Annotated in this window: 23 protein-coding genes and 1 pseudogene; 15 read left to right on the forward strand and 9 right to left on the reverse strand. The window is 55.7% G+C overall.

What is annotated here, in order from left to right:
* Positions 1–53: 53 nt before the first annotated feature.
* Positions 54–677 (forward strand): DNA-3-methyladenine glycosylase, encoded by a 624-nt coding sequence (locus ACGK9R_RS09340; RefSeq protein ID WP_394580508.1) that lies wholly within the window; start codon positions 54–56, stop codon positions 675–677.
* Positions 678–682: 5 nt separating this feature from the next.
* On the opposite strand, the gene ACGK9R_RS09345 is transcribed toward ACGK9R_RS09340, so the two are convergent.
* Positions 683–1,531, reverse strand: a complete 849-nt coding sequence (locus ACGK9R_RS09345) for an NAD-dependent protein deacetylase (RefSeq protein ID WP_394580510.1) — start codon at positions 1,529–1,531, stop codon at positions 683–685.
* 96 nt (positions 1,532–1,627) lie between these two features.
* Between ACGK9R_RS09345 and ACGK9R_RS09350 the strand changes: the two genes are divergently transcribed.
* Positions 1,628–2,800 (forward strand): UbiH/UbiF/VisC/COQ6 family ubiquinone biosynthesis hydroxylase, encoded by a 1,173-nt coding sequence (locus tag ACGK9R_RS09350; protein ID WP_394580512.1) that lies wholly within the window; start codon positions 1,628–1,630, stop codon positions 2,798–2,800.
* 74 nt (positions 2,801–2,874) lie between these two features.
* On the opposite strand, the gene ACGK9R_RS09355 is transcribed toward ACGK9R_RS09350, so the two are convergent.
* From ACGK9R_RS09355 to ACGK9R_RS09370, 4 genes are all read right to left on the reverse strand, one after another.
* Positions 2,875–3,642, reverse strand: coding sequence for an SDR family NAD(P)-dependent oxidoreductase (locus tag ACGK9R_RS09355; protein ID WP_394580514.1), 768 nt, complete (start codon positions 3,640–3,642; stop codon positions 2,875–2,877).
* Positions 3,643–3,662: 20 nt separating this feature from the next.
* Positions 3,663–5,000, reverse strand: a complete 1,338-nt coding sequence (locus ACGK9R_RS09360) for a TRAP transporter large permease (protein ID WP_394580516.1) — start codon at positions 4,998–5,000, stop codon at positions 3,663–3,665.
* Entirely contained in the window at positions 4,993–5,484 is a 492-nt protein-coding gene (locus tag ACGK9R_RS09365; protein WP_394580518.1) for a TRAP transporter small permease, read from the reverse strand. Before ACGK9R_RS09365 ends, ACGK9R_RS09360 begins: the two co-directional genes overlap by 8 nt.
* Positions 5,485–5,561: 77 nt before the next feature.
* On the reverse strand, positions 5,562–6,572 hold the full coding sequence (locus ACGK9R_RS09370) for a DctP family TRAP transporter solute-binding subunit (RefSeq protein WP_394580520.1): 1,011 nt from the start codon (positions 6,570–6,572) through the stop codon (positions 5,562–5,564).
* Positions 6,573–6,771: 199 nt separating this feature from the next.
* On the opposite strand from ACGK9R_RS09370, the gene ACGK9R_RS09375 reads away from it, so the two are divergent.
* From ACGK9R_RS09375 to ACGK9R_RS09395, 5 genes are all read left to right on the forward strand, one after another.
* Positions 6,772–7,614, forward strand: a complete 843-nt coding sequence (locus ACGK9R_RS09375) for an IclR family transcriptional regulator (RefSeq protein ID WP_394580522.1) — start codon at positions 6,772–6,774, stop codon at positions 7,612–7,614.
* Positions 7,611–8,780, forward strand: coding sequence for an acetyl-CoA acetyltransferase (locus ACGK9R_RS09380; RefSeq protein WP_394580524.1), 1,170 nt, complete (start codon positions 7,611–7,613; stop codon positions 8,778–8,780). The genes ACGK9R_RS09375 and ACGK9R_RS09380 overlap by 4 nt, the downstream gene beginning before the upstream one ends.
* A complete protein-coding gene (locus ACGK9R_RS09385; RefSeq protein WP_394580526.1) occupies positions 8,777–10,375 on the forward strand; it encodes an acyl-CoA synthetase in 1,599 nt (532 codons plus the stop codon). Before ACGK9R_RS09380 ends, ACGK9R_RS09385 begins: the two co-directional genes overlap by 4 nt.
* The gene (locus ACGK9R_RS09390; RefSeq protein WP_394580527.1) at positions 10,372–11,241 is read left to right on the forward strand and encodes a PCC domain-containing protein; all 870 of its coding nucleotides are present in this window, start codon (positions 10,372–10,374) and stop codon (positions 11,239–11,241) included. Before ACGK9R_RS09385 ends, ACGK9R_RS09390 begins: the two co-directional genes overlap by 4 nt.
* Before the next feature lie 159 nt (positions 11,242–11,400).
* Positions 11,401–11,697: a hypothetical protein gene (locus tag ACGK9R_RS09395; RefSeq protein ID WP_394580529.1), complete on the forward strand. Its 297-nt coding sequence runs from the start codon at positions 11,401–11,403 to the stop codon at positions 11,695–11,697.
* A gap of 29 nt (positions 11,698–11,726) precedes the next feature.
* Here the strand turns inward: ACGK9R_RS09395 and ACGK9R_RS09400 are convergent, their stop codons facing one another.
* Positions 11,727–12,689, reverse strand: a complete 963-nt coding sequence (locus ACGK9R_RS09400) for a ribonuclease Z (RefSeq protein ID WP_394580530.1) — start codon at positions 12,687–12,689, stop codon at positions 11,727–11,729.
* Positions 12,690–12,743: 54 nt separating this feature from the next.
* On the reverse strand, positions 12,744–13,121 hold the full coding sequence (locus tag ACGK9R_RS09405) for a DUF6979 family protein (RefSeq protein ID WP_394580532.1): 378 nt from the start codon (positions 13,119–13,121) through the stop codon (positions 12,744–12,746).
* Between the two features lie 166 nt (positions 13,122–13,287).
* Between ACGK9R_RS09405 and ACGK9R_RS09410 the strand changes: the two genes are divergently transcribed.
* The 6 genes and pseudogenes from ACGK9R_RS09410 to ACGK9R_RS09435 all read left to right on the forward strand — a co-directional run bounded on the left by ACGK9R_RS09410 (position 13,288) and on the right by ACGK9R_RS09435 (position 17,900).
* The gene (locus ACGK9R_RS09410; protein WP_394580560.1) at positions 13,288–14,442 is read left to right on the forward strand and encodes a homoserine O-acetyltransferase; all 1,155 of its coding nucleotides are present in this window, start codon (positions 13,288–13,290) and stop codon (positions 14,440–14,442) included.
* A 161-nt stretch (positions 14,443–14,603) separates the two neighbouring features.
* Positions 14,604–15,731 carry a glycerol dehydrogenase gene (locus ACGK9R_RS09415; protein WP_394580534.1) on the forward strand — a complete coding sequence of 376 codons (1,128 nt, stop codon included), beginning with the start codon at positions 14,604–14,606 and terminating at the stop codon, positions 15,729–15,731.
* 277 nt (positions 15,732–16,008) lie between these two features.
* Positions 16,009–16,671 (forward strand): hypothetical protein, encoded by a 663-nt coding sequence (locus ACGK9R_RS09420; RefSeq protein ID WP_394580535.1) that lies wholly within the window; start codon positions 16,009–16,011, stop codon positions 16,669–16,671.
* Between the two features lie 408 nt (positions 16,672–17,079).
* Positions 17,080–17,220, forward strand: coding sequence for a hypothetical protein (locus ACGK9R_RS09425; protein ID WP_394580537.1), 141 nt, complete (start codon positions 17,080–17,082; stop codon positions 17,218–17,220).
* Between the two features lie 169 nt (positions 17,221–17,389).
* Entirely contained in the window at positions 17,390–17,644 is a 255-nt protein-coding gene (locus ACGK9R_RS09430) for a type II toxin-antitoxin system Phd/YefM family antitoxin (protein ID WP_394580539.1), read from the forward strand.
* Positions 17,637–17,900: pseudogene (locus ACGK9R_RS09435) on the forward strand (Txe/YoeB family addiction module toxin). Before ACGK9R_RS09430 ends, ACGK9R_RS09435 begins: the two are co-directional and overlap by 8 nt.
* A 13-nt stretch (positions 17,901–17,913) precedes the next feature.
* Here ACGK9R_RS09435 and ACGK9R_RS09440 read toward each other — a convergent pair.
* Together ACGK9R_RS09440 and ACGK9R_RS09445 are read right to left on the reverse strand one after the other, a co-directional pair.
* Complete coding sequence (locus tag ACGK9R_RS09440) at positions 17,914–18,207, reverse strand: HigA family addiction module antitoxin (protein WP_394580541.1); 294 nt, start codon at positions 18,205–18,207, stop codon at positions 17,914–17,916.
* Positions 18,208–18,222: 15 nt separating this feature from the next.
* The gene (locus tag ACGK9R_RS09445) at positions 18,223–18,882 is read right to left on the reverse strand and encodes a DsbA family oxidoreductase (RefSeq protein WP_394580543.1); all 660 of its coding nucleotides are present in this window, start codon (positions 18,880–18,882) and stop codon (positions 18,223–18,225) included.
* A gap of 98 nt (positions 18,883–18,980) precedes the next feature.
* On the opposite strand from ACGK9R_RS09445, the gene vapB reads away from it, so the two are divergent.
* Both vapB and vapC read left to right on the forward strand, forming a co-directional pair.
* Positions 18,981–19,211: a type II toxin-antitoxin system VapB family antitoxin gene (gene vapB / locus ACGK9R_RS09450; protein WP_394580545.1), complete on the forward strand. Its 231-nt coding sequence runs from the start codon at positions 18,981–18,983 to the stop codon at positions 19,209–19,211.
* Positions 19,211–19,591 (forward strand): tRNA(fMet)-specific endonuclease VapC (gene vapC, locus ACGK9R_RS09455; RefSeq protein WP_394580547.1); only part of this gene is annotated, 381 nt, incomplete at its 3' end. The genes vapB and vapC, both read left to right, overlap by 1 nt.

Below are 19,591 nucleotides of genomic sequence, written 5' to 3' on the forward strand. Positions count from 1 at the left end.
ATAATGAGTGCTGGCTAATACCCTAGCACCTGACTCAGGATAATGGCGAAACCATGACCGCTTTTGACTCCGCCCTGCCCGCTTCTCTCCAAGCGCCTCTGCCCCGCGATTTTTACGACCGCGACACCCTGGACGTGGCACGAGCGCTATTGGGCTGCCAGCTGGTGCGGCGCGTGAACGGCGAGCTGATTGCCGCGACCATCGTCGAAACCGAGGCCTACCGGGGCGCCACCGACTCCGCCTGCCACGCTCACCGACGCCGAACTCCGCGTACCGAGGCGATGTTCGGCCCGCCCGGCCACGCCTACGTCTATCTGGTGTACGGCATGCATTCGCTCTTGAACATCGTCACCCAGCCCGAAGGCAACCCCTGCGCGGTGCTGGTCCGCGCCGTCGAGCCCTGCGTCAACGAGGACGCGATGCGCCGGGCTCGCGTGGCGCGAAACCGCGAACTTTGCAACGGCCCGGGCAAACTCACCCGGGCGCTTTCGATCGACCGCGCGCTTTATGGCGAGGACATGACCCGCGCGCACCGGCTATGGGTCGTTCAAGGTACGGCGCCGGAACACGTTTCGAGCGGCCCGCGCGTGGGGATCGACTACGCCGAGCCTTTAGATCGCGACGCGCCCTGGCGGCTCTGGGTGACTGGCAACCCCTGGGTTTCCAAAGCGCGCTAGGCGAATCAATCCAGGCACTCGAGGGCATGAGCGAGCACCGGGGTGAGCGGCGCGCGCCACTGGTGGGTAAGCAGGTGATCGGCGCGGGTGACGCCCAGCGACAGCGACGCCACCGGCAGGCCGCGGGCGTGGGCCTCGCGGCAGAAACGGTAGCCCGAGAACACCATCAAGGAGGTTCCCACCGCCAGCACCGCGCTTGAGCGCGCCAGCGCCGCTTCGGCTTCGAGCCGTCGCGCACGGGGCACTACGTCGCCGTAATACACCACGTCCGGCTTCATCACGCCGCCGCAGCGCGGGCAATCAAGAACACGAAAGCTCGAGAAGTCGGTTTCCAGATCCGCGTCGCCGTCCGGCGCGTGGGCGGCATCGAGCGCGGCGAAGCGCGGGTTCATCTTCGCCATCTCCGCGTGCATGGCGTAGCGCATCATCGAGTAGCCGCAGCTCATGCAGCTCACCGTATCGGCGCGCCCGTGCAGATCGACTACCCGTTTCGATCCCGCGCGCTGGTGCAGCCGGTCGACGTTCTGGGTCACCAGCATTTCGACCAGCCCACGCGCCTCGAGCTCGGCCAGCACCCGGTGGGCACCGCCCGCCTGGGCGCTACCCAGCGCCTTGAAGCCGATCAGCGCGCGGGCCCAGTAGCGCTGGCGTACCTGGCCGCTTCCCATGAAATCGCCGTGCTGCACCGGCGGTGAGCGCTTCCACTGCCCCTGGGCATCGCGGTAATCGGGAATGCCGCTATCGGTGCTGACCCCGGCGCCGGTAATGATGAAAAGCCGCGGATGAGCCGTAATGAACGCCGCCAACTCTTCGCCTGCGGCCTCTACTTCGTTGTGACGTTGTATCTGCGTCAATACGCACCTCGAGAAACCGGTTAACATTTCAACGTTACTGTAAGACATCGGGCGAGCATATAACGTGCCCTGCCCCGGCGGACAAAGGAGCCTGACATGCAGCGGGATCACGACATCATCATCATTGGCGGCGGCATGGTCGGCGCCGCACTGGCTGCGCGACTGGGCAAGAGCGGGCGGCGCGTGGCGCTAATCGAGCGCGACCAGCCGCCGACGGCGCCGGAGGGCGATTTTGATCTGCGTATTTCCTCGCTCAACCAACGCTCGCTCGATTTCATCGACGCAAGCGCCACCCAGCTGCCGCTGGAGCGCACCGCCTCGTTTCGCCATATCGAGGTGTGTAACCAGGAAGGCACCGGGCACAGCCTCTTTTCTGCTCGGGATAGCGACATGGAGCGCTTTGGCCTGTTCATCGAGAACGCCGCCCTTCAACACGCGCTCTGGCAGCGCCTGAAGAGCCTGCCGAGCGTGACGCTCTACACCGATACCACGCTGGTGGCGACCTTCGCCAGCGGCCAGGCGCGCACCGTGGAGCTCGATAACGGCCAGACCCTGAGCGCCGAACTGGTGGTCGGCGCCGACGGCGCGAACTCGAAGCTCCGAGAGCTTGCCGGTATCGACATTGCCACCCACGACTACCGTCAGCGCGCGATGATCATCAACGTCGAAACCGAACGTCCCCAGCAGGACGTGAGCTGGCAGTGCTTCACGCCCCACGGGCCGCTAGCGATGCTGCCGCTACCCGGCCACCGCGCGTCGCTTGTGTGGTACGACACCCCGGACGCGACCCGCGCGCGCGAAGCGCTGGACGACGACGCGCTGATCCACGCAATCGAAGCCGCGTTCCCCAAGCGGCTGGGCGGCATTACCCGCGTGGTCGCCCGGGCGAGCTTCCCGATCAAGCGCCAGCACGCCCGCAGCTACACCGCCAAACGCCTGGCGCTGATGGGCGACGCCGCCCACGTGGTGCACCCGCTGGCGGGCCAGGGGCTGAACATCGGCCTGCACGACGCCGACACCCTGGCCGAACAAATTCTCAAGCATGTCGACGCCGGCGACCCCACCGCACTTTCCCGCTACGAATGGCAGCGCCGCCTGGCCAACCAGGCGATGATCGCCGCCACCGACGGTTTCCATCATCTCTTCACCGGCGCCAAACCGCTGCGTCAACTGGGCGACTTCAGCCTGCACTTGGCCGAACGGCTACCGCTGGCCAAGCGCCTGATGATGCGTCAGGCCAACGGGTTTAGTCCGTTTAAAGGGCGCTAGCTTTTTTCTAACAAGCTATGAAGATGAATAGCGCAAGCGGGAGATTCCAAACGCTTGCGCTCATGACTACAGGCTTATTGGGCACTTCTTAATGCGGTGAGCCCAACCCCGGCGGCTTGAAAACCACCATCGACCGCAATCGTCTGTCCCGTTACGTACCCTGCTTCCGAAGAGCACAAAAACGCAATTACCTCGGCGATTTCCTTTTCCTGGCCAAATCGATTGAGGGGGATGGTTTCAAGATAACTTGCTTTCATTTCGGGCGCGGCTTCGACTAGCTTCGCTAAGAGCTCCGTCTCAACGGGGCCTGGCGCTACGCAGTTGGCTCTTATACCGTACGCGCCCAGCTCCATTGCTTGCTGCTTGGTCAAATGAATGACGGCAGCTTTGGATGTGCCGTATGCGGTTCGAAGTGTGCTGGCACGCAGGCCAGCGATGGACGCGACATTCACGACCGCCCCGGCCACCTCTTTCATTAGCGGCGTAAGGGCCTGAGTGACGAGAAACGCGCCATCCAGATTCACCGACATTATTTTTTTCCAAGTGTGGAAATCCGTCTCCTGTATCGGGTGAAGCGACGCGATGCCGGCATTATTGACGAGCGCATCGACGCGGCCGTATTGGCGCGCGATGGTCTCCGCCACCGCGCTGACAGCATCAGGGTCGGAAACATCACACTCAATGGGCAGAACGCCGCTGCGTGCTTGGGCCAGATCGTTGGCAACCTCGTAGCTCATATCAACCACGACAACGTCATACCCTTTCGACAGAAAAATATCGACAGCGGCCAGCCCAATTCCTCTCGCGCCACCCGTTACAACTGCAACCTTATTAGCGGTCATCTAATACGCTCCTTACATTATTATTCGCCGATCAACACCATGGATATTTGCGGAAAAAATGCCACCAAGACGAGCCCTACCAAGCAAGCGCCAACACAGATCAAGGTCCCTCGCGCTATTTTTTCAATCGAAAGCCCGGTTACATTTGCAGCAACGTAGAGGTTGATGCCAACGGGAGGTGTGATCAGTCCAATGGACAAATTGATCATTACCAGGACGCCAAACCAAACAGGATCCCAGCCCAGTTGATGGACTATTGGCAGAAAAACCGGTAATGAAATGAACATGACTGTCACCGCATCCATGAACATACCAATAATCAGCAGAATCAGCATGATGACGAGCAAAATAACCCACTCATTGTCACTCATGCCTAACAACAGAGAGGAGTAAGTACCCACTAGATCATCCACCGTGACGACCCAGCCAAACAAGCTGGCATAGGCAACGACCAGCATGACGACAGCGGACGATGCCGCCGCATCGCTAACCGCCTCGTACAGTTTTTTGATGTTCAATGTCTTGTAAATGATGGCCCCCACCAGTAGCGCATAAACCGTGGCGACCAAGGCGGCTTCTGTGGGAGTAAAAACGCCAGCATATATACCCCCCAAAATAACCACCGGCGTAAGTAATCCCCAAAAGGAATCCTTGAAAGAGGCCCATAGCCTTGTCGCATAAGCCGACTGAGCATAAGGGTTATCGCCCATCGAAAGTACAGATGGCTTACCCACATCACCAAGCGGTGATTTTTTGACACGGCCCCAGGGCAGAGTCAGCATCATTAACCCACCCATCATCAAGCCGGGGATGATGGCGGCCAAAAAGAGCTTCGATATAGAGGTTTCAGCAATAACGCCGTAAATCACCAGGCCAATGGAGGGAGGAATAACGATCGATAGAGCAGCCCCGGTACAGACAAGGCCTGCGGCATAAGACTTACGGTAACCATCTTCTTCCATACCCTTAATGATCATAGGGCCAATGGCGGCCACCGATGCGGGCCCCGACCCACTAACCGCCCCCCAAAAGAGGCATACGACGGTTCCGACTACTCCCATACCGCCCGGCAGTCCGCCTACCAGTACTCTAAAAAAGCGGATCATACGATCAGCAATACCAAGCCTGCCCATCAACGTGCCTGCTAGAATAAAAAAGGGAATCGCCAGCAGTGAGAACTTAGTAATACCCGTTGCAATGAGGTCGCCTGCGAGGTCCAAGCCAAATCCCATATGCCACATAGCGTAAATAGCCGATAGCCCCAGAGAAAACGCAACGGGCACTCTTAAGAACAGCAGCAGAAAAAAGACCAGAATCATCTGGGAACCGGACGAGAGCGAATCGAAAATATCAAACATCGATGCCTCCACTGGAGGGTTCCACTTTGCCTTGCATCTCTTTCCACGAACGCTGTAGAAGTCTAATGGCAATTAAAGCAAAGCCGAAAGGAACGGCAGCATGGTAGTACCAAGCAGGAACCCCAAGTCCGTAAGAGCGGGTACCGCTAGCAAACTGATTGGTCAACACTTCCCAAGAGAAGTAGGCCGACATACCTAGTAACATGAGCGACAAAACAACAGACAGCATGAACACAATCGCTCTGGCTTGACTTGGCAAAGCATTATAAATAACCGTTACAGCTAAGTGCTCGCCCCTTCTTGCAGCAACCGCTGCCCCAAATATAGTCAGTATTAAAAAACCATTGGTGAGAAGCTCTTCTGTCGCTGCAAGTGAGAAGTTAGTGCCATAGCGTACAACAACGTTGGCAAAGCCAAGCAGCGCCATGCTCAGAAAGAGCGCAGTACATATTATTTTTTCAAACTCATCAATTAAGAATCTCATTTTTATTGGCCCTGTACTGATATAAAAAAACCCTGACTAACGCCAGCCAGAGTTTTTCATAGGAACGGTATCAGTGATTACTGTTTGGAACTTTCTATCGTTTCGACAAACGTAGAGACAATCTCAGGGCCCACTTTTTCTGCCCACATATCGAAGGCAGGTGCCGTTGCTTGCCTAAAGACATCGATTTCGTCTTGGGTCAGCTCGGTGATTTCCATACCTTGCTCGCGCAGAAAATCAATACCATCGGCGGTATTTTCTCGTGTAATTGCCAATTGGTGCGCCATGGCTTCGTCCGCTGCCTGCTGGATCATCTCTTGGGTCTCAGCGTCGAAACTCTCCCAGCGCTGTTTGGAGATACCTAAAAAGATGGGGTCATAGGAGTAGTGCCATAGTGTTATATAGTCTTGCACCTCATAGATACGCTGGGGGATGATGACCGCTCCGATGCCGTTCTCTTGCCCATCAACGACGCCTTGCTGGAGCGCCGAAATGGTTTCGACCCATTGCATTTGCTGGGGGTTGGCGCCCAGTGCATTCATGACATCAACATACATAGGACCTGCCACACGCATATTGAGGCCGCGCATATCCTCAGGGCTGCGAATCGGTCGTTTACTATTAGTTAATTCTCGAAATCCACTTTCTCCCCACGCCAGTACCTTAACGCCTCTTTCGTCCATGATGTCTTCGAGCAACGTAACAGGCTCACCGTTCATGGTGGCATCTACCTGATCATAGCCGTCGTAAAGATAAGGTAATGAAAAAACAGCCATCTCAGGAATTAATGGAGTAACGTTAATGGCCGACGTCATGACCAGGTCGATAGCCCCTCTGCCCACCATTTCGAATTGGCGCATCTGATCGCCACCTGCAAGCTGCGAGTTAGGGAAGGTACGCACCGATAGCTCCCCCCCCGACGCCTCATTCAACAGCTCATTAAACAGCTCTGCCGCTTCATGCCACGTTGTGCTGTCGCCGGTGTTATGCGAAAGCCTTAACGTTTCGGCCGATACCGAAGCAGAAAACACCAAGCCTACAGTAGCTGAGGTAACGCAGATGGATTTTAGAAAGGTGTGTTGTTTCATTGTGTTGTATTCCTCTTCGCGTGTCCGTGCTGAAGCATTTCATTGTTATGATCCACAATATGGACCCTTTTTTATGTAGTCTGCAATAAAAATTTGCCAAAGCAAGCCTTAAAAGTCAAAGTACCTATCTATAAGCTATCCAAAGCACCTATCAAAACTAGCTCAATATAAAAATTACTGAGCAAAAACGGTCCATAATATGGAACATAAAATCCTGGTAGCGGAAAGTAGTACCGCCGGCGCGCAAAGCGTGGATCGTGCACTTGGCCTGTTGAGCCGAATTGCACGCCAGACCGGAGGTAGTTCGCTTGCCGATTTGACAGAGCACTGTGGCTTGAACAAGCCCACTGCAAGGCGTCTACTGCTGGCACTGATCAATGCAGGCATGGTAGAGCAGTCTCCCGCCAATCATTATTATCATTTAGGCCCAGAAGCCTATTTGCTGGGCCATCGAGCATCCGAACATCACAACTTGATGCGCTTAGCGACGTGCAACGTCGCGCGGTTAGCGCAGTTGACCGAAGACGCTGCCTGCCTCTCTATTCGTCGCGGCCACTTTTCGCTGTGCCTTTATCGCGAAGATGGCGCTTACCCCATTCGTACCCATGCGCTTCAGCAAGGCGCCTATCACCCTTTAGGCGTAGGGGCTGGCTCCCTCGCCATGCTGGCCGCCCTACCCGACGATGAAATTGCCCACATTCTCGAAGCCCAGCGCACGCACCTCGAAGAGCATTACCCTCAGCTAATACCAACCTATTTGTCTGCGCTGGTTAACCAAACCAGAGAGCGAGGATTTGCCATTAACCCCGGGCTGGTATTTAGCGACTCCTGGGGCATCGGCATCGCCTTGCACTGGCCGGACGGCGTATTAGCAGGCTCGCTTTCGTTAGCGGCAATTGAAAGCCGGATGCAAGAACCTCGCAGATCGCAAACGCTGGTGCCCAAATTACAAGAAGAGGCCTTAGCGATCGAACGTCTCTTAGCCGCAGAATTTTCAAGGCATCAAAAACCCTCCGCCCCCCTCGCCAGGAGCAAACAATGACAAAGGCACATATCGTCGGCTGGGCCCACTCCCCTTTTGGCAAATTACCCGAACCCGATACCGAAGCGCTTATGCAAGGCGTGGTTCAAGAGGCGCTCTGCCACGCTGGTGTGGATCACAAAGACATAGACGGTATTTTCGTAGGCGTTTACAACAACGGGTTCTCTGCTCAGGATTTCCAAGCAGCGCTTGTGGGCATGGGTGACGAGCGTTTTGCACACACCCCCGCCACACGTTATGAGAATGCATGTGCCACCGGAAGCGCAGCGCTACATGGTGCGCTCGATTTCATCGAGTCGGGCCGTGGGAAAATCGCCCTTGTGGTCGGCGCTGAAAAAATGTCGGCAACGCCAAACGCTGAGGTTGGCAACATCCTGCTAAGTGCCAGCTACCATCGTGAGGAAGCCGATATCGCCGGAGGCTTTGCGGGTGTGTTTGGCAAGATTGCCGAACGCTATTTCCAGACATATGGGGATCGTTCGCATGAGCTCGCCATGATTGCTGCGAAAAACCACGCCAACGGTGTATTCAACCCCTATGCGCAAATGCGTAAGGATATCGGCGTCGACTTCTGCGCCACGGTTTCAGATCGCAACCCCATCGTTGCTGGCCCCCTGCGCCGTACCGACTGCTCTCTCATTTCTGATGGCGCAGCCGCTTTGATCGTTGCCGATGCCGAAACCGCTTCTCACTTAAAGCGTGCCATTGCTTTTCGCGCCCGCACACAGGCCAACGACCTTATGGCGCTTTCCAGACGCGACGTGCTGGAGTTCCGGGGGGCTTCCATGGCGTGGCAAAAAGCTCTCACCAGCGCCGAGCTAGGCATCATGGACCTATCTCTCGTGGAAACACACGACTGTTTCACCATCGCTGAGCTACTGGAATACGAAGCTATGGGGCTTGCGCCAAAAGGCGAAGGTTACCGTGTCGTCCAAGAAGGACTTACGCAAAAAGACGGCGCCTTGCCCATCAACCCCTCAGGCGGGCTCAAGTCAAAAGGCCATCCGATTGGCGCTACCGGCGTGTCCATGCACGTTATGACCGCCATGCAGCTAATGGGAGAAGCCGATCAAATGCAGATTCCGAACGCGAGCCTGGCAGGTGTCTTTAACATGGGTGGAGCGGCGGTCGCCAACTACGTATCCATTCTGGAGCGCGTCAAATGAGCCAGCATGTACACACTAGCGCGCTACCCATTTCCACTCGGGTCATGAACCTTTCTCACTTGCTGACAGAGAGTTCGCGCCGTCTTTCCGATGAGATTGGCTTCGTATGGGGTGATATCACCTGGACATGGAAAGAGATGGAGGAGCGATCTCGGGCATTTGCGTATGCGCTAAGCCACGAATTGGGCCTTAAGAAAGGGGATCGTTTGCTGGTTCAATCCTCCAACTGTAACCAGATGTTCGAAGCGATGTTTGCGTGCTGGCGAATCGGCGCCGTCTGGGTGCCGACCAACTACCGCCAGTCGCCGGACGAAGTGGCCTATCTTGCAAGCTCTTCTGGAGCCAGAGCCTTGCTATGCGGCGCCAGCTTTCCACAGCATGCCGCCGCTTGCGACTCTGTCGAGATAACCGTTTCGATTGGAAAAAGTGATTTCGCCATCGATTACGAAACGCTGATCACACGCTACTCAGGTCAAAACCTGGCAGCAGCCGACGTCGAGCGCGATGACCCCGCTTGGTTCTTCTTTACGTCGGGTACCACAGGGCGCCCCAAAGCAGCCGTTTTAACCCATGGCCAAATGGCCTTCGTGATCACCAATCACCTTTGCGATTTAATGCCGGGAACCGGCCCTGAGGATGCATCGATTGTGGTTGCCCCGCTGTCCCATGGCGCTGGCGTTCATCAGCTCGCTCAAGTGGCTCACGGGGTCAAGACCATCCTCCCAGCCGAGGAAAAATTTGATCCTGCGACCATCTGGCAGCTCGTAGAGCAGTGGAAAGTGACCAACCTTTTTACCGTTCCTACCATCGTCAAAATGCTCATCGAGCACCCCAGTGTCAATCAGTACGACCACGCCTCTTTGCGCTATCTCATCTACGCAGGCGCCCCCATGTACCGGTCGGATCAAGTAAAGGCACTGGAAACGCTGGGGCCCGTTCTCGTTCAGTATTTCGGCCTGGGAGAAGTGACGGGCAACATCACGGTGCTTCCACCGGCCTTTCATCACATCGACGACAGCCACATGAAAATAGGTACCTGTGGCTTCGCGCGTACCGGCATCCAAGTACAGATTCAAGATAGTAACGGCGTCGAAGTTTCTGCGGGCGAAACAGGAGAGATTGCCGTTATCGGCCCAGCGGTATTTGCTGGGTATTATAATAATGATGAGGCCAACCAAAAGAGCTTTCGAAACGGCTGGTTTTTAACCGGCGACCTGGGCCATATGGATGATGAAGGATTCGTTTATCTGACAGGGCGGGTGTCCGATATGTATATCTCGGGCGGCTCAAACATTTACCCTCGGGAAATAGAAGAAAAGCTACTTAGCCACCCCGCCGTTTCCGAAACTGCCGTGCTGGGCGTACCGGACCCCGTGTGGGGCGAAGTTGGCATGGCCGTGTGTGTCTTTTACCCAGATCAGCACGTCGAAATATCTTCGTTGAATGCATGGCTCAGCGAACGCGTGGCGCGCTATAAAGTGCCTAAAAGCTACGTTATCTGGAGCGAAATGCCCAAGACGGCTTACGGAAAAATAACGAAAAAACTCATTCGAGAAACGCTCATCGAGCGCGGCGAGCTAAAGGAGATCACATGATCCCACTATCCAACCGCTCGACAAAGGCTGGCGCCATTCACCACCCGGGCACCCCAGCCCGGCACCGTTATCAAGCTCAGCGTTGCTATACAAAAGAGCGAGACATCACCCTTGAAGGCGGCCAAACGCTGCACGATGCTATCGTTCACGCGCTTGAGAAATATGGCATTACAGCCGCCTATTTGACGATAAACGACGCCGCCATGGAAAGCCTGCACTTCGTAATGCCAGGTAATGATCCTAGCGGCGCACATGCTGCATGGTATAGCGACACCTATCGTTTATCGTCACCTGCCAGGATACTTACCGCAGGCGCTCACGTGGGCCTACGCGACGGCGAACCTTTCCTGCACTGTCACGGGATATGGCAACATGGCAGAGAGCCTATAATGGCAGGCCACCTCTTGGCACCTGATTCACTATTAGCCACTGACGTTACGGCATCTTGTATCGCGATCGAAGGCGCTCACTTAGTCGTAACGCCGGATGAAGAAACTCGGTTTTCTCTTTTCGCTCCTTATGCGAACACGAATGACAGCACTTCTTCGAAAGCTAACGCAATATTATTGACGCTGCGTCCTAATCAGGACATCCATGAGGCGATAACCTCCATTGCCAAGCGTCATGAGATACCATCTGCGCAGATATTGGGAATTGGCAGCCTCATCAACACCTGCTTTACCGATGGCATTCAACTTGAAAGCCATGCCAACGAAATACTGATACTCGATGGGAGGTTGGAATCTGGGCGGCTCTCCCTTCAAGCGCTCTCGGTAGGCATTGGGGGCGAACAGCACCAAGGAGAGCTGGCATCAGGATGTAACACCATCTGCGTAACGTGCGAGCTATTGCTACGCTTTTCATAACGAGCGCAGAGGCGCTAACGCTTTCCCCGGCCTTCGGTAATACGTGCGATGTTCAAACTTATCATGCTTAAAAGAGCCGTTGCCCTAAGCGCTCTCATCTTCATGAGCGGTTGCAGTCAAGACAGCGGCTCGGGCCCATCGCCTACGGCTGATTCCGATATGGCAACCGATCAGTGGATTGGCCGATGGACCGGGGTAGAGGGTTTGTATCTGGATATTAGCCAGAACGACGCGGCTGGTCCCGGCCATTATCTGCTGGAGATGCAGTACGGCCTGGACGCCGATCAAAGCGGCACCTTCGAAGGCCAAGCAACGGACGAAGGCATTAGCTTTACCCGCAATGACGGCTCACACCTGCTTCGCGCCGGTGATAGCGAGGCCACTGGCATGAAGTGGCTACTGGATAAAGAAGAGTGCTTAGTAGTGCAACCTGGTGAAGGCTATTGCCGCGACTGATCGGTGCCGTAATTAAAAGCGGCAAAAGCCTATTCACTCGTCATCGCGACCAAACAGCCCGCTTTATCCAAGCTAAATTCAAGAAAATCTCGCGCCAGATACAGCGAGCCCGAATAGATGCTCTGGGCCTCGCGACGAATTTCCTCGATGGAAGGCGATGCCTGAGGATGAAACTGGTAACGCGGGCTAAAGTGCGTCAGCACCAGATGGGGCACGCCGGCCGCCTCGGCAAACTCTCCAACGAGACTGGCGTAGCTATGCCCTACTTCGCTCGCTTTTTCGGCCAACGCTTGAGTATAAGTAGCTTCATGTACCAGAACCTGCGCACCGGTGCACGCCTGCGCCAATAGCGCGGGACGATCGTTGTCTCCTGCAATTACGATCTTCCTAGGCGGGTGCTTTTGAATCAAGTAATCGCCGCTTCTCAAGCGCTTTCCGGCAAATTCGATATCAATGCCTTGCTTCACCTGACCCCACAATGCTCCACAGGGAATGCCATCGCGCTCAAGCTTGGCAGTATCCAAGTCGGCCGCAATGTTGATCTCAGTGAACGTGTAGGCGTAGCACGGCACCCGGTGTGAAAGCGTAGACGTCTCGACTTTCACTTGCTCGAAGGCCACCTGAGGCAGCGTGCTTGCATCGACGAACTCGAGGGCAAACGACAGTTCAAGCTCGGTAGCCGAAAAAGTTGTCTCAAGCCACGCTTGGATACCCAGAGGTGCAACGATGGTCAGCGGCGCCGTGCGCCCGTTCATCGACGCGCTGGCCAGCAGCCCCGGCAGCCCATAGCAGTGATCGCCGTGCACGTGGGTGATCAGAATCGCGCGCAGCCCATGAAGCGACAGCGGCGTATGCAATAGCTGATGCTGGGTTGCCTCGCCGCAGTCGATCAAATACCACCCCTTGCCGGTGCGCTCGCGAAGCGCCAGCCCGGAGAAGTTGCGCTGCTTGGTGGGCGTACCGGCGGAGGTGCCGAGAAAGAGAAGGTTCATGGTTTACACGCTTTTAGATCAGTGCTCTAAAGTTGATAGCAGCCACATTTATACTCAAACGATATCGCCATTTTCCCAAAGGGCGACAACGACGTGCATTTGTTGATTGTATTTTTTAGGTGTTGGATAAATCACTCGTTGCCAAAGTTGCGCCGGACTCTGCGCCAAACCCGGCTCCGCCTTTAACAGTTTTACCGCGTCCAGGGCGTGCTGCTTATTGACATTCGAGCGCAGATGTTTGCCCGCCTCAACCTCCCTGATCATGCCCTCCTCGACGAGTCCGAGAAAGGCAGAACGGGGGCACCCCTTTTTTCGACTGGCTTCCTGATCGGGAAAGATCTCTTGTGCAGACTCGCCCCAGGCATCGTTCGCCAGAGCGCCCGCTCGGCATTTAGCGGCTGCCTTTGAAGCAACCTGTGCATACTTGCTCATACTGCTCTCCTTCAAGTAAATGGCACCACCCTGATCAACCGACGCAATCGCCCCGTTTAAAAACGGCTATTGCTGACTATGCTGACTAGAGCCGCCAACCGCGCTTCCATAATAACGACAACGCCTTCGAGGAACTCCTATGCAGCGCCTGTACCGATACACCCTCATGATAGCGAGCCTTGGCCTGATGACCGCGACTCCCCTTCAGGCCTTCGATGGCCTGGTCGAAAAGCACACCTTCGAGATCGAGAACTTCACCACCCAGGGCGGCGAGACGATTCCGAGCGTTCAGGTGGGCTGGGAAGCCTACGGCGAGCTCAACGAAGCGCGCGATAACGCCATTCTGATCACGCATTTTTTCTCCGGCACCAGCCACGCCGCCGGGCGCTACGCGGAAAGTGACGTGCTGGCGGGCTACTGGGACGCCATCATCGGCCCCGGCAAACCGCTGGATACCGACCGCTTCTACATTATCTCCTCCGATACGCTGGTCAACCTCAACGCGTTGGACCCGAATGTGATCACCACCGGCCCGGCCACGACCAACCCGGCAACCGGCGAGCCCTGGGGCATGGATTTCCCCGTGGTCACGATTCGCGATTTTGTCGAGGTGCAGCGCGCGCTGCTGGAAAACCAAGGGATCGAAACGCTACACGCGGTGATGGGGCCTTCGATGGGCGCGCTGCAGGCGATCGAGTGGGCGAGCGTCTACCCGGAGCGGGTCGAGCGCTTGATTCCCGTGATCGGCAGCGGCGCCGCCGACCCCTGGCTGGTGGCCATGCTCGGCACCTGGGCGGCGCCGATTCGCCTGGACGCGAACTGGAACGAAGGCGACTACTACGACGGCGAGCCCCCGCTCGAAGGGCTCAAGGCGGCGCTCAAACTGATCACGCTCAACGCCAGCCACTGGCGCTGGGCGAACCGCACTTTCACCCGCGAGCGGGCGGACGAGAACCGCGACCCGGCGCAAGAGCTGGATGCCCGCTACGCGATCGAGCAGACGCTGGACGAGTTGGCCGCCGCCCGCGCGCAAACCGCCGATGCCAACCACCTGCTGTATCTGGTGCGCGCCAACCAAACGTTCGAGGCCGGCGGCGGCCCCGCCGATGAGGGGCTCGCCAACATTCAGGCGCCGACGCTGATGCTCTATAGCGAAGACGACCAGGTCTTCTCCGCCGAGGGCGTGCGCCGCACCGCGGCGCTGATCCGCCGGGCGGGCAACGAGGTAACGCTGGAAGCCCTCAAGGGCAATCAGGGCCACCTGGACGGCGTGTTCGCCATCGACCAGGTAAGCGATCTGCTGCGCGACTTCCTGAAGTAGACGCGCCCGGCCCACGGCGCCCCGCCCCGCGCGGGGCGTTTTATTGCCGCCGGTCAATATCCTCTCACGTTGGGGCGATTTCGGCGCGCCGCTGCGGGCGCGGCGGGGCGTTTCGTGTCTACACTGGTCAGGCCCACTTTGAATTCGAGGAGCCCATCGCCATGACCGCTACCAACGAAAAAGTCTTCATCAGCCCCGGCCGCTACGTGCAGGGCGAAGGCGTGATCGACCGCGCCGGCCACTACGTCTCGAGCCTCGGGCAGTCGGCGCTGTTGATCGCCGACGACGTGGTGTGGAAGATCGCCGGTGAGGCGCTCAGCAAGAGCCTGGAAAGCGAAGGCGTGCGCTTCGAGCGCGCGGTGTTCGAAGGCGAAGCCTCCAGCCGCGAGATCGACCGGCTAGTGGAACTGGGCCAGAAGCAAAAGGCCGAGGTAGTGATCGGCTTTGGCGGCGGCAAGGCGATCGACACCGCCAAGGGCGTGGCGGAAAAGCTCGAGGCCGCCTGCGCGATCCTGCCCACCACCGCCTCCACCGATGCCCCGACCAGCGCCCTTTCGGTGATCTACAGCGACGACGGCGAGTTCGAATCCTACCGCTTTTACAGCAAAAACCCGGACCTGGTACTGGTGGATACCGGCATCATCTGCAAGGCGCCGCCGCGCTTTCTCGCCTCCGGCATCGCCGACGCCCTGGCCACCTGGGTCGAGGCCCGCGCCGCCATTCGCGCCAACGCCAACAACATGGCCGGCGGAAAGGCCACGATCATGGGCGCGACCATCGGCGAGAAGTGCGAGGAGATCCTCTTCGAGCACGCCCTGCTCGCCTACCAAGCCAACCAGGCGCAGATCGTCACGCCCTCGTTCGAAGCGGTAGTGGAAGCCAACACGCTGTTAAGCGGGCTGGGCTTCGAGAGCGGTGGCTTGGCCGGGGCGCACGCCATCCACAACGGCTTTACGGCGCTGCACGGCGAGATCCACGAGCTGACCCACGGCGAGAAAGTGGCCTTTGGCACCGTCGCCCAGCTGATTCTGGATCAAACGCCGCAAGCCGAGCTTGAGGAGTATCTGGAGCTCTATTTAGCGCTGGGCCTACCCATCACGCTGAAGGCGCTCAATCTAGAGGACGCCAGCGAAGAGGACTTGTACCGCGTGGCGGAAGCCGCTTTGAAAGAAGGCGAATCTAGCCACAACCTGGCTTACGAGCTAACGCCGCAGCAGGTCGTCCACGCCCTCAAGGCGGTGGATGTGCATGCTCGGGCGTTCATGGAGAAGGTGGGGTTGAGCGAGTAAAATATTAAAATGGAGCGCTCCAGCGCTCCGTTATTTAACTGATCATTAAAAAAATTTACTTTATTGAAGATATAGAGTAAAGCAAACACCTCAAATCGTGATTTCTTAATCATTTTTCCATTTTTCTCAACGTGCCAATACCTTTTGATACAAAAAAACATGAATACACAACAAAAAAAATCATTCGTTACCATAAAAATCTAAACATACACCTATTACTAACTTAACATAGAAATATATTAATGGATTTTTAGATATATACAAAAGATGAAAACTAGTGAACAAAAATTTCGTAAAATACTTATCTACTACTATTAACTCACCTTGGAGCATGTGGCTAAGACTAATTACAGCCATGCTAGTATCTTCACTAGCATTTATAATTAGTTGTAGACGCATTGATCGCGATTCTTTCCTTTTGCCATTTTGGAAACGTTCGTACAATACAGGATTTTGGGATGCTTTTTGGGGATTTGGTGGTAATGCACAAGCTATTTGGATTGCACCCTCAGCAATAGTTAGCGTAGTTGCAGCTTTCAGCGTTTTATTTATTGCCTTTCGAGGCCTTTTCTATTATCCAAAAGACTTGAATTTAGTATTTTTGATTTCACTCCTGTCTGACTTTATTCTTTTTGTTGCATTAATAACAACGCTTGTATATGGTGGAGGAGCTATCGAGACATTTTACTATGCAGGTGCCTTCATTGCTGGTGTAGTATTTTTTGGGTTAAAAGAAATCAGCAGAGTAGCAATTCTATTTTTTATTGCACTAGTCTCTATCAGACTTCTTTTTGTAGAAGAAATATTTATTTATCTATATCTTTCTCCATTATGCGGACTTCTTTATTTTTTCCTGAGGGCGCCCTTTAGCTCATCTGGATTTAAAGAAAGCCTAGAAAAGTCTGGAAAAGACATTTTATCACCATTAAAAAATAAATAAAGGCCTGATATATGATTGTGTTCATAATTTCATTATTGGTTCTTGCAACGATAGCTACAGCTATAGCTTTTATTCCTCCTGGTTTTTTGATAGTTGGAGGCCTATGTATTTTAGGAGCTTTTTTGGCTGCAATAATTTTTGGTAATTAAAATTAGTTAAAAAACTATCATTTTAAGAGGAGAAAGTTCTAGAAGTAGCTGGTTAGCTGCAACTCGTACTATTCACTAAAAAAATTGGACACTCTGCACGGCAAAAAAAGTTACTTATAACACCGTCGCCCAGCTGATTCTGGACCAAACGCCGCAAGCCGAGCTGGAAGAGTATCTGGAGCTCTATTTAGCGCTGGGCCTGCCCATCACGCTGAAGGCGCTCAAGCTAGAGGATGCCAGCGAAGAGGACTTGTACCGCGTGGCGGAAGCCGCTTTGAAAGAAGGCGAATCCAGCCACAACCTGGCTTATGAGCTGACGCCCCAGCAGATCGTCCACGCCCTCAAGGCGGTGGATGTGCATGCTCGGGCGTTCATGGAGAAGCTGGGCATTAGCGAGTAACGATGCCAACGGCGAAGCGCATAGACGCTTCGCCGTTTTATGCTCAACCTCCCCGAGCACCTGTCCTTTGGCAAGTAGAGAACGAGAGCTCGCACAACATGATCAGTAAATCGTACATGCTATAAAGGGGCGGTCGACTTGGCTATTTAAACGCCCCTGAGGAGGCCTTATGCGCATCGTCTCTATCACTGAAGCCAGAAACGACTTGAAAGCCGTGCTGGACAATGTCGTCAATGATGCCGATACCACCGTCATCACGCGCCGCGATGCCGAAGACGCCGTAGTGATGTCGCTGGACTATTACAACAGCCTGATGGAAACGGTTCACTTATTGCGCTCCCCAGCCAATGCCGACCACTTGAACCGCTCCATTGCGCAATTCAAGGCGGGACAAGCCACGCCGAGAGAGCTGCCGGATGAGTAATCGCTTACTCTGCTGGGCGGATGAGGCATGGAGCGACTAACTCTATTGGTAGGCTCAAGACCAGAAAACGCTAAAGCGAATCAACAAGCTGATCAACGATATGAAGCGCGCACCTTTCGAGGGCATGGGTAAGCCAGAACCACTGAAGGAAAACTTCTCAGGGTTCTGGTCACGGTGAATCGACGATACCCATCGCCTGGTTTACGCCGTGGAGGAAGGTCGTATGACCATTCTCTCCTGTCGTTATCACTACTAGCCGCCCTTGTTAACTACGCTGCCTCGAAGTCCAAGGGGCGAATGCCCTCCAGGTTGACGGTCCTGCGCGCTACCCACAGATCATACATATCCTGCATCGCGAGCCAGCTTTCAGGCGTGCGACCAAGCACCCTGGAAAGACGCAGCGCCATTTCCGGGCTAATGCCGCGCTGGCCCTTGAGCAACCGATAAAAGGTGGAAGGCGCAACGCCCAAATTGGAAGCCAATCGACGAGAACTGATGCCGAAAGGCTTCAGATATATCTCACGAATCAACTCACCAGGATGCGGCGGATGATGCATCGTCATTAGTGATAATCCTCATTATGGATTGGCGCTAGCGTTTTCCTCGGCCACCTGGCGCAGCGCATCGACCAGCACCTCGGGGGGCTGGGCGCCGGGAATCAGGTAGCGCCCGTCGAGAATGAACCCCGGCACCGCATTCACGCCGGCGTCCATGAACCGCTGCTGCGCCGCTCGCACTTCTTCGGTGTACTGATCCGAGCGGGCGATGGCCTCGGCAGTGTCGCCATCCAGCCCCACGTCGATCGCCTTCTCGCGCAGCACCTGCGGGTCTGCCGGGTTCTTCGCCTCGCCGAAGTAGGCTTCGAACAGCGCTAGCTGTAGCGGCGTTTCCCGGTTTTGCGTGGCGGCCCAGGCCAGCACCCGGTGAGCCGCAAAGGTATTGTTCGCCCAGCGCTCCTGCGCACCGCGAAAATTCAAGCCAAGCTCATCGGCTACCTTCATAATCTCGCGCTGGGACGCTTCCATCGTCGCCGCATCCTTGCCGTACTTGCGGCACAGGTGCTCCAGAATCGGCTCGCCTTCCGGGGGCATGTCGCGGTTGAGCTCGAAGGGCTGCCAGTGAAGCTCGACCTCAATCTCGCTTTTCAGGGTTTCCAGCGCCTGCTCCAGGCGGCGGTAGCCAATAGCGCACCACGGGCAGGCAACATCGGAGACCAGGTCGATTCTGACGGTTTGCATCTTGTATATCCTTTTGACATATCCCAAAATTGGATCAAACTATAAACATTATGCACGTGCATAGGGCAAGTAACGACAGCATCGAGAGGTAGATTGCCATGGAAAAAGCAGCGGTATTCAAAAGCAATCGAAGCCAAGCGGTACGCATGCCTAAATCTGTTGCACTCCCCGAGAACGTGACCCGTGTCGATGTGATCGCGTTGGGCCGTGCGCGCCTAATTACACCCGCTGGAGAAGCATGGGACAGCTGGTTCGACGGCCCAAGCGTCACGGCAGATTTCATGAGTGAACGTGAGCAGACCACCGAGCAGGAACGTGAGAGTTTTTAATGCTGAAGTACATGCTCGACACCAACATCTGTATTTTCACTATCAAGCATAAACCGGCTCATGTCCGGGAGATCTTCAACCAGCACAGCGATCAGATTTGCATTAGTACCGTGACACTAATGGAACTGGTGTATGGCGCGGAGAAGTCCGCTTTCCCCGAAAAGAACTTGAGCGTGATAGAGGGATTCACCGCGCGGCTGGAGGTGCTCGACTACGACGCCAGCGCCGCCTACCACAGCGGAGAGCTACGCAGTGAACTGGCCAAGGCGGGTACGCCCGTCGGCCCCTATGATCAAATGATTGCCGGCCATGCTCGTTCAAGAGGGTTGATTCTGGTCACCAATAACACGCGTGAGTTTAATCGCGTGCCCGGGCTTCGA

This window comes from Halomonas sp. HNIBRBA4712, from assembly GCF_043558675.1.
Taxonomy (GTDB): domain Bacteria; phylum Pseudomonadota; class Gammaproteobacteria; order Pseudomonadales; family Halomonadaceae; genus Vreelandella.

What these genes read in the sequence shown, in the direction of transcription:
- ACGK9R_RS09340 (WP_394580508.1), top strand. Translation starts at nt 54, where the DNA reads ATGACCGCTTTTGACTCCGCCCTGCCCGCTTCTCTCCAAGCGCCTCTG.
- ACGK9R_RS09350 (WP_394580512.1), top strand. Translation starts at nt 1,628, where the DNA reads ATGCAGCGGGATCACGACATCATCATCATTGGCGGCGGCATGGTCGGC.
- ACGK9R_RS09355 (WP_394580514.1), bottom strand. Translation starts at nt 3,642, where the DNA reads ATGACCGCTAATAAGGTTGCAGTTGTAACGGGTGGCGCGAGAGGAATT.
- ACGK9R_RS09360 (WP_394580516.1), bottom strand. Translation starts at nt 5,000, where the DNA reads ATGTTTGATATTTTCGATTCGCTCTCGTCCGGTTCCCAGATGATTCTG.
- ACGK9R_RS09365 (WP_394580518.1), bottom strand. Translation starts at nt 5,484, where the DNA reads ATGAGATTCTTAATTGATGAGTTTGAAAAAATAATATGTACTGCGCTC.
- ACGK9R_RS09370 (WP_394580520.1), bottom strand. Translation starts at nt 6,572, where the DNA reads ATGAAACAACACACCTTTCTAAAATCCATCTGCGTTACCTCAGCTACT.
- ACGK9R_RS09375 (WP_394580522.1), top strand. Translation starts at nt 6,772, where the DNA reads ATGGAACATAAAATCCTGGTAGCGGAAAGTAGTACCGCCGGCGCGCAA.
- ACGK9R_RS09380 (WP_394580524.1), top strand. Translation starts at nt 7,611, where the DNA reads ATGACAAAGGCACATATCGTCGGCTGGGCCCACTCCCCTTTTGGCAAA.
- ACGK9R_RS09385 (WP_394580526.1), top strand. Translation starts at nt 8,777, where the DNA reads ATGAGCCAGCATGTACACACTAGCGCGCTACCCATTTCCACTCGGGTC.
- ACGK9R_RS09390 (WP_394580527.1), top strand. Translation starts at nt 10,372, where the DNA reads ATGATCCCACTATCCAACCGCTCGACAAAGGCTGGCGCCATTCACCAC.
- ACGK9R_RS09395 (WP_394580529.1), top strand. Translation starts at nt 11,401, where the DNA reads ATGGCAACCGATCAGTGGATTGGCCGATGGACCGGGGTAGAGGGTTTG.
- ACGK9R_RS09400 (WP_394580530.1), bottom strand. Translation starts at nt 12,689, where the DNA reads ATGAACCTTCTCTTTCTCGGCACCTCCGCCGGTACGCCCACCAAGCAG.
- ACGK9R_RS09405 (WP_394580532.1), bottom strand. Translation starts at nt 13,121, where the DNA reads ATGAGCAAGTATGCACAGGTTGCTTCAAAGGCAGCCGCTAAATGCCGA.
- ACGK9R_RS09410 (WP_394580560.1), top strand. Translation starts at nt 13,288, where the DNA reads ATGATAGCGAGCCTTGGCCTGATGACCGCGACTCCCCTTCAGGCCTTC.
- ACGK9R_RS09415 (WP_394580534.1), top strand. Translation starts at nt 14,604, where the DNA reads ATGACCGCTACCAACGAAAAAGTCTTCATCAGCCCCGGCCGCTACGTG.
- ACGK9R_RS09430 (WP_394580539.1), top strand. Translation starts at nt 17,390, where the DNA reads ATGCGCATCGTCTCTATCACTGAAGCCAGAAACGACTTGAAAGCCGTG.
- ACGK9R_RS09440 (WP_394580541.1), bottom strand. Translation starts at nt 18,207, where the DNA reads ATGACGATGCATCATCCGCCGCATCCTGGTGAGTTGATTCGTGAGATA.
- ACGK9R_RS09445 (WP_394580543.1), bottom strand. Translation starts at nt 18,882, where the DNA reads ATGCAAACCGTCAGAATCGACCTGGTCTCCGATGTTGCCTGCCCGTGG.
- vapB (WP_394580545.1), top strand. Translation starts at nt 18,981, where the DNA reads ATGGAAAAAGCAGCGGTATTCAAAAGCAATCGAAGCCAAGCGGTACGC.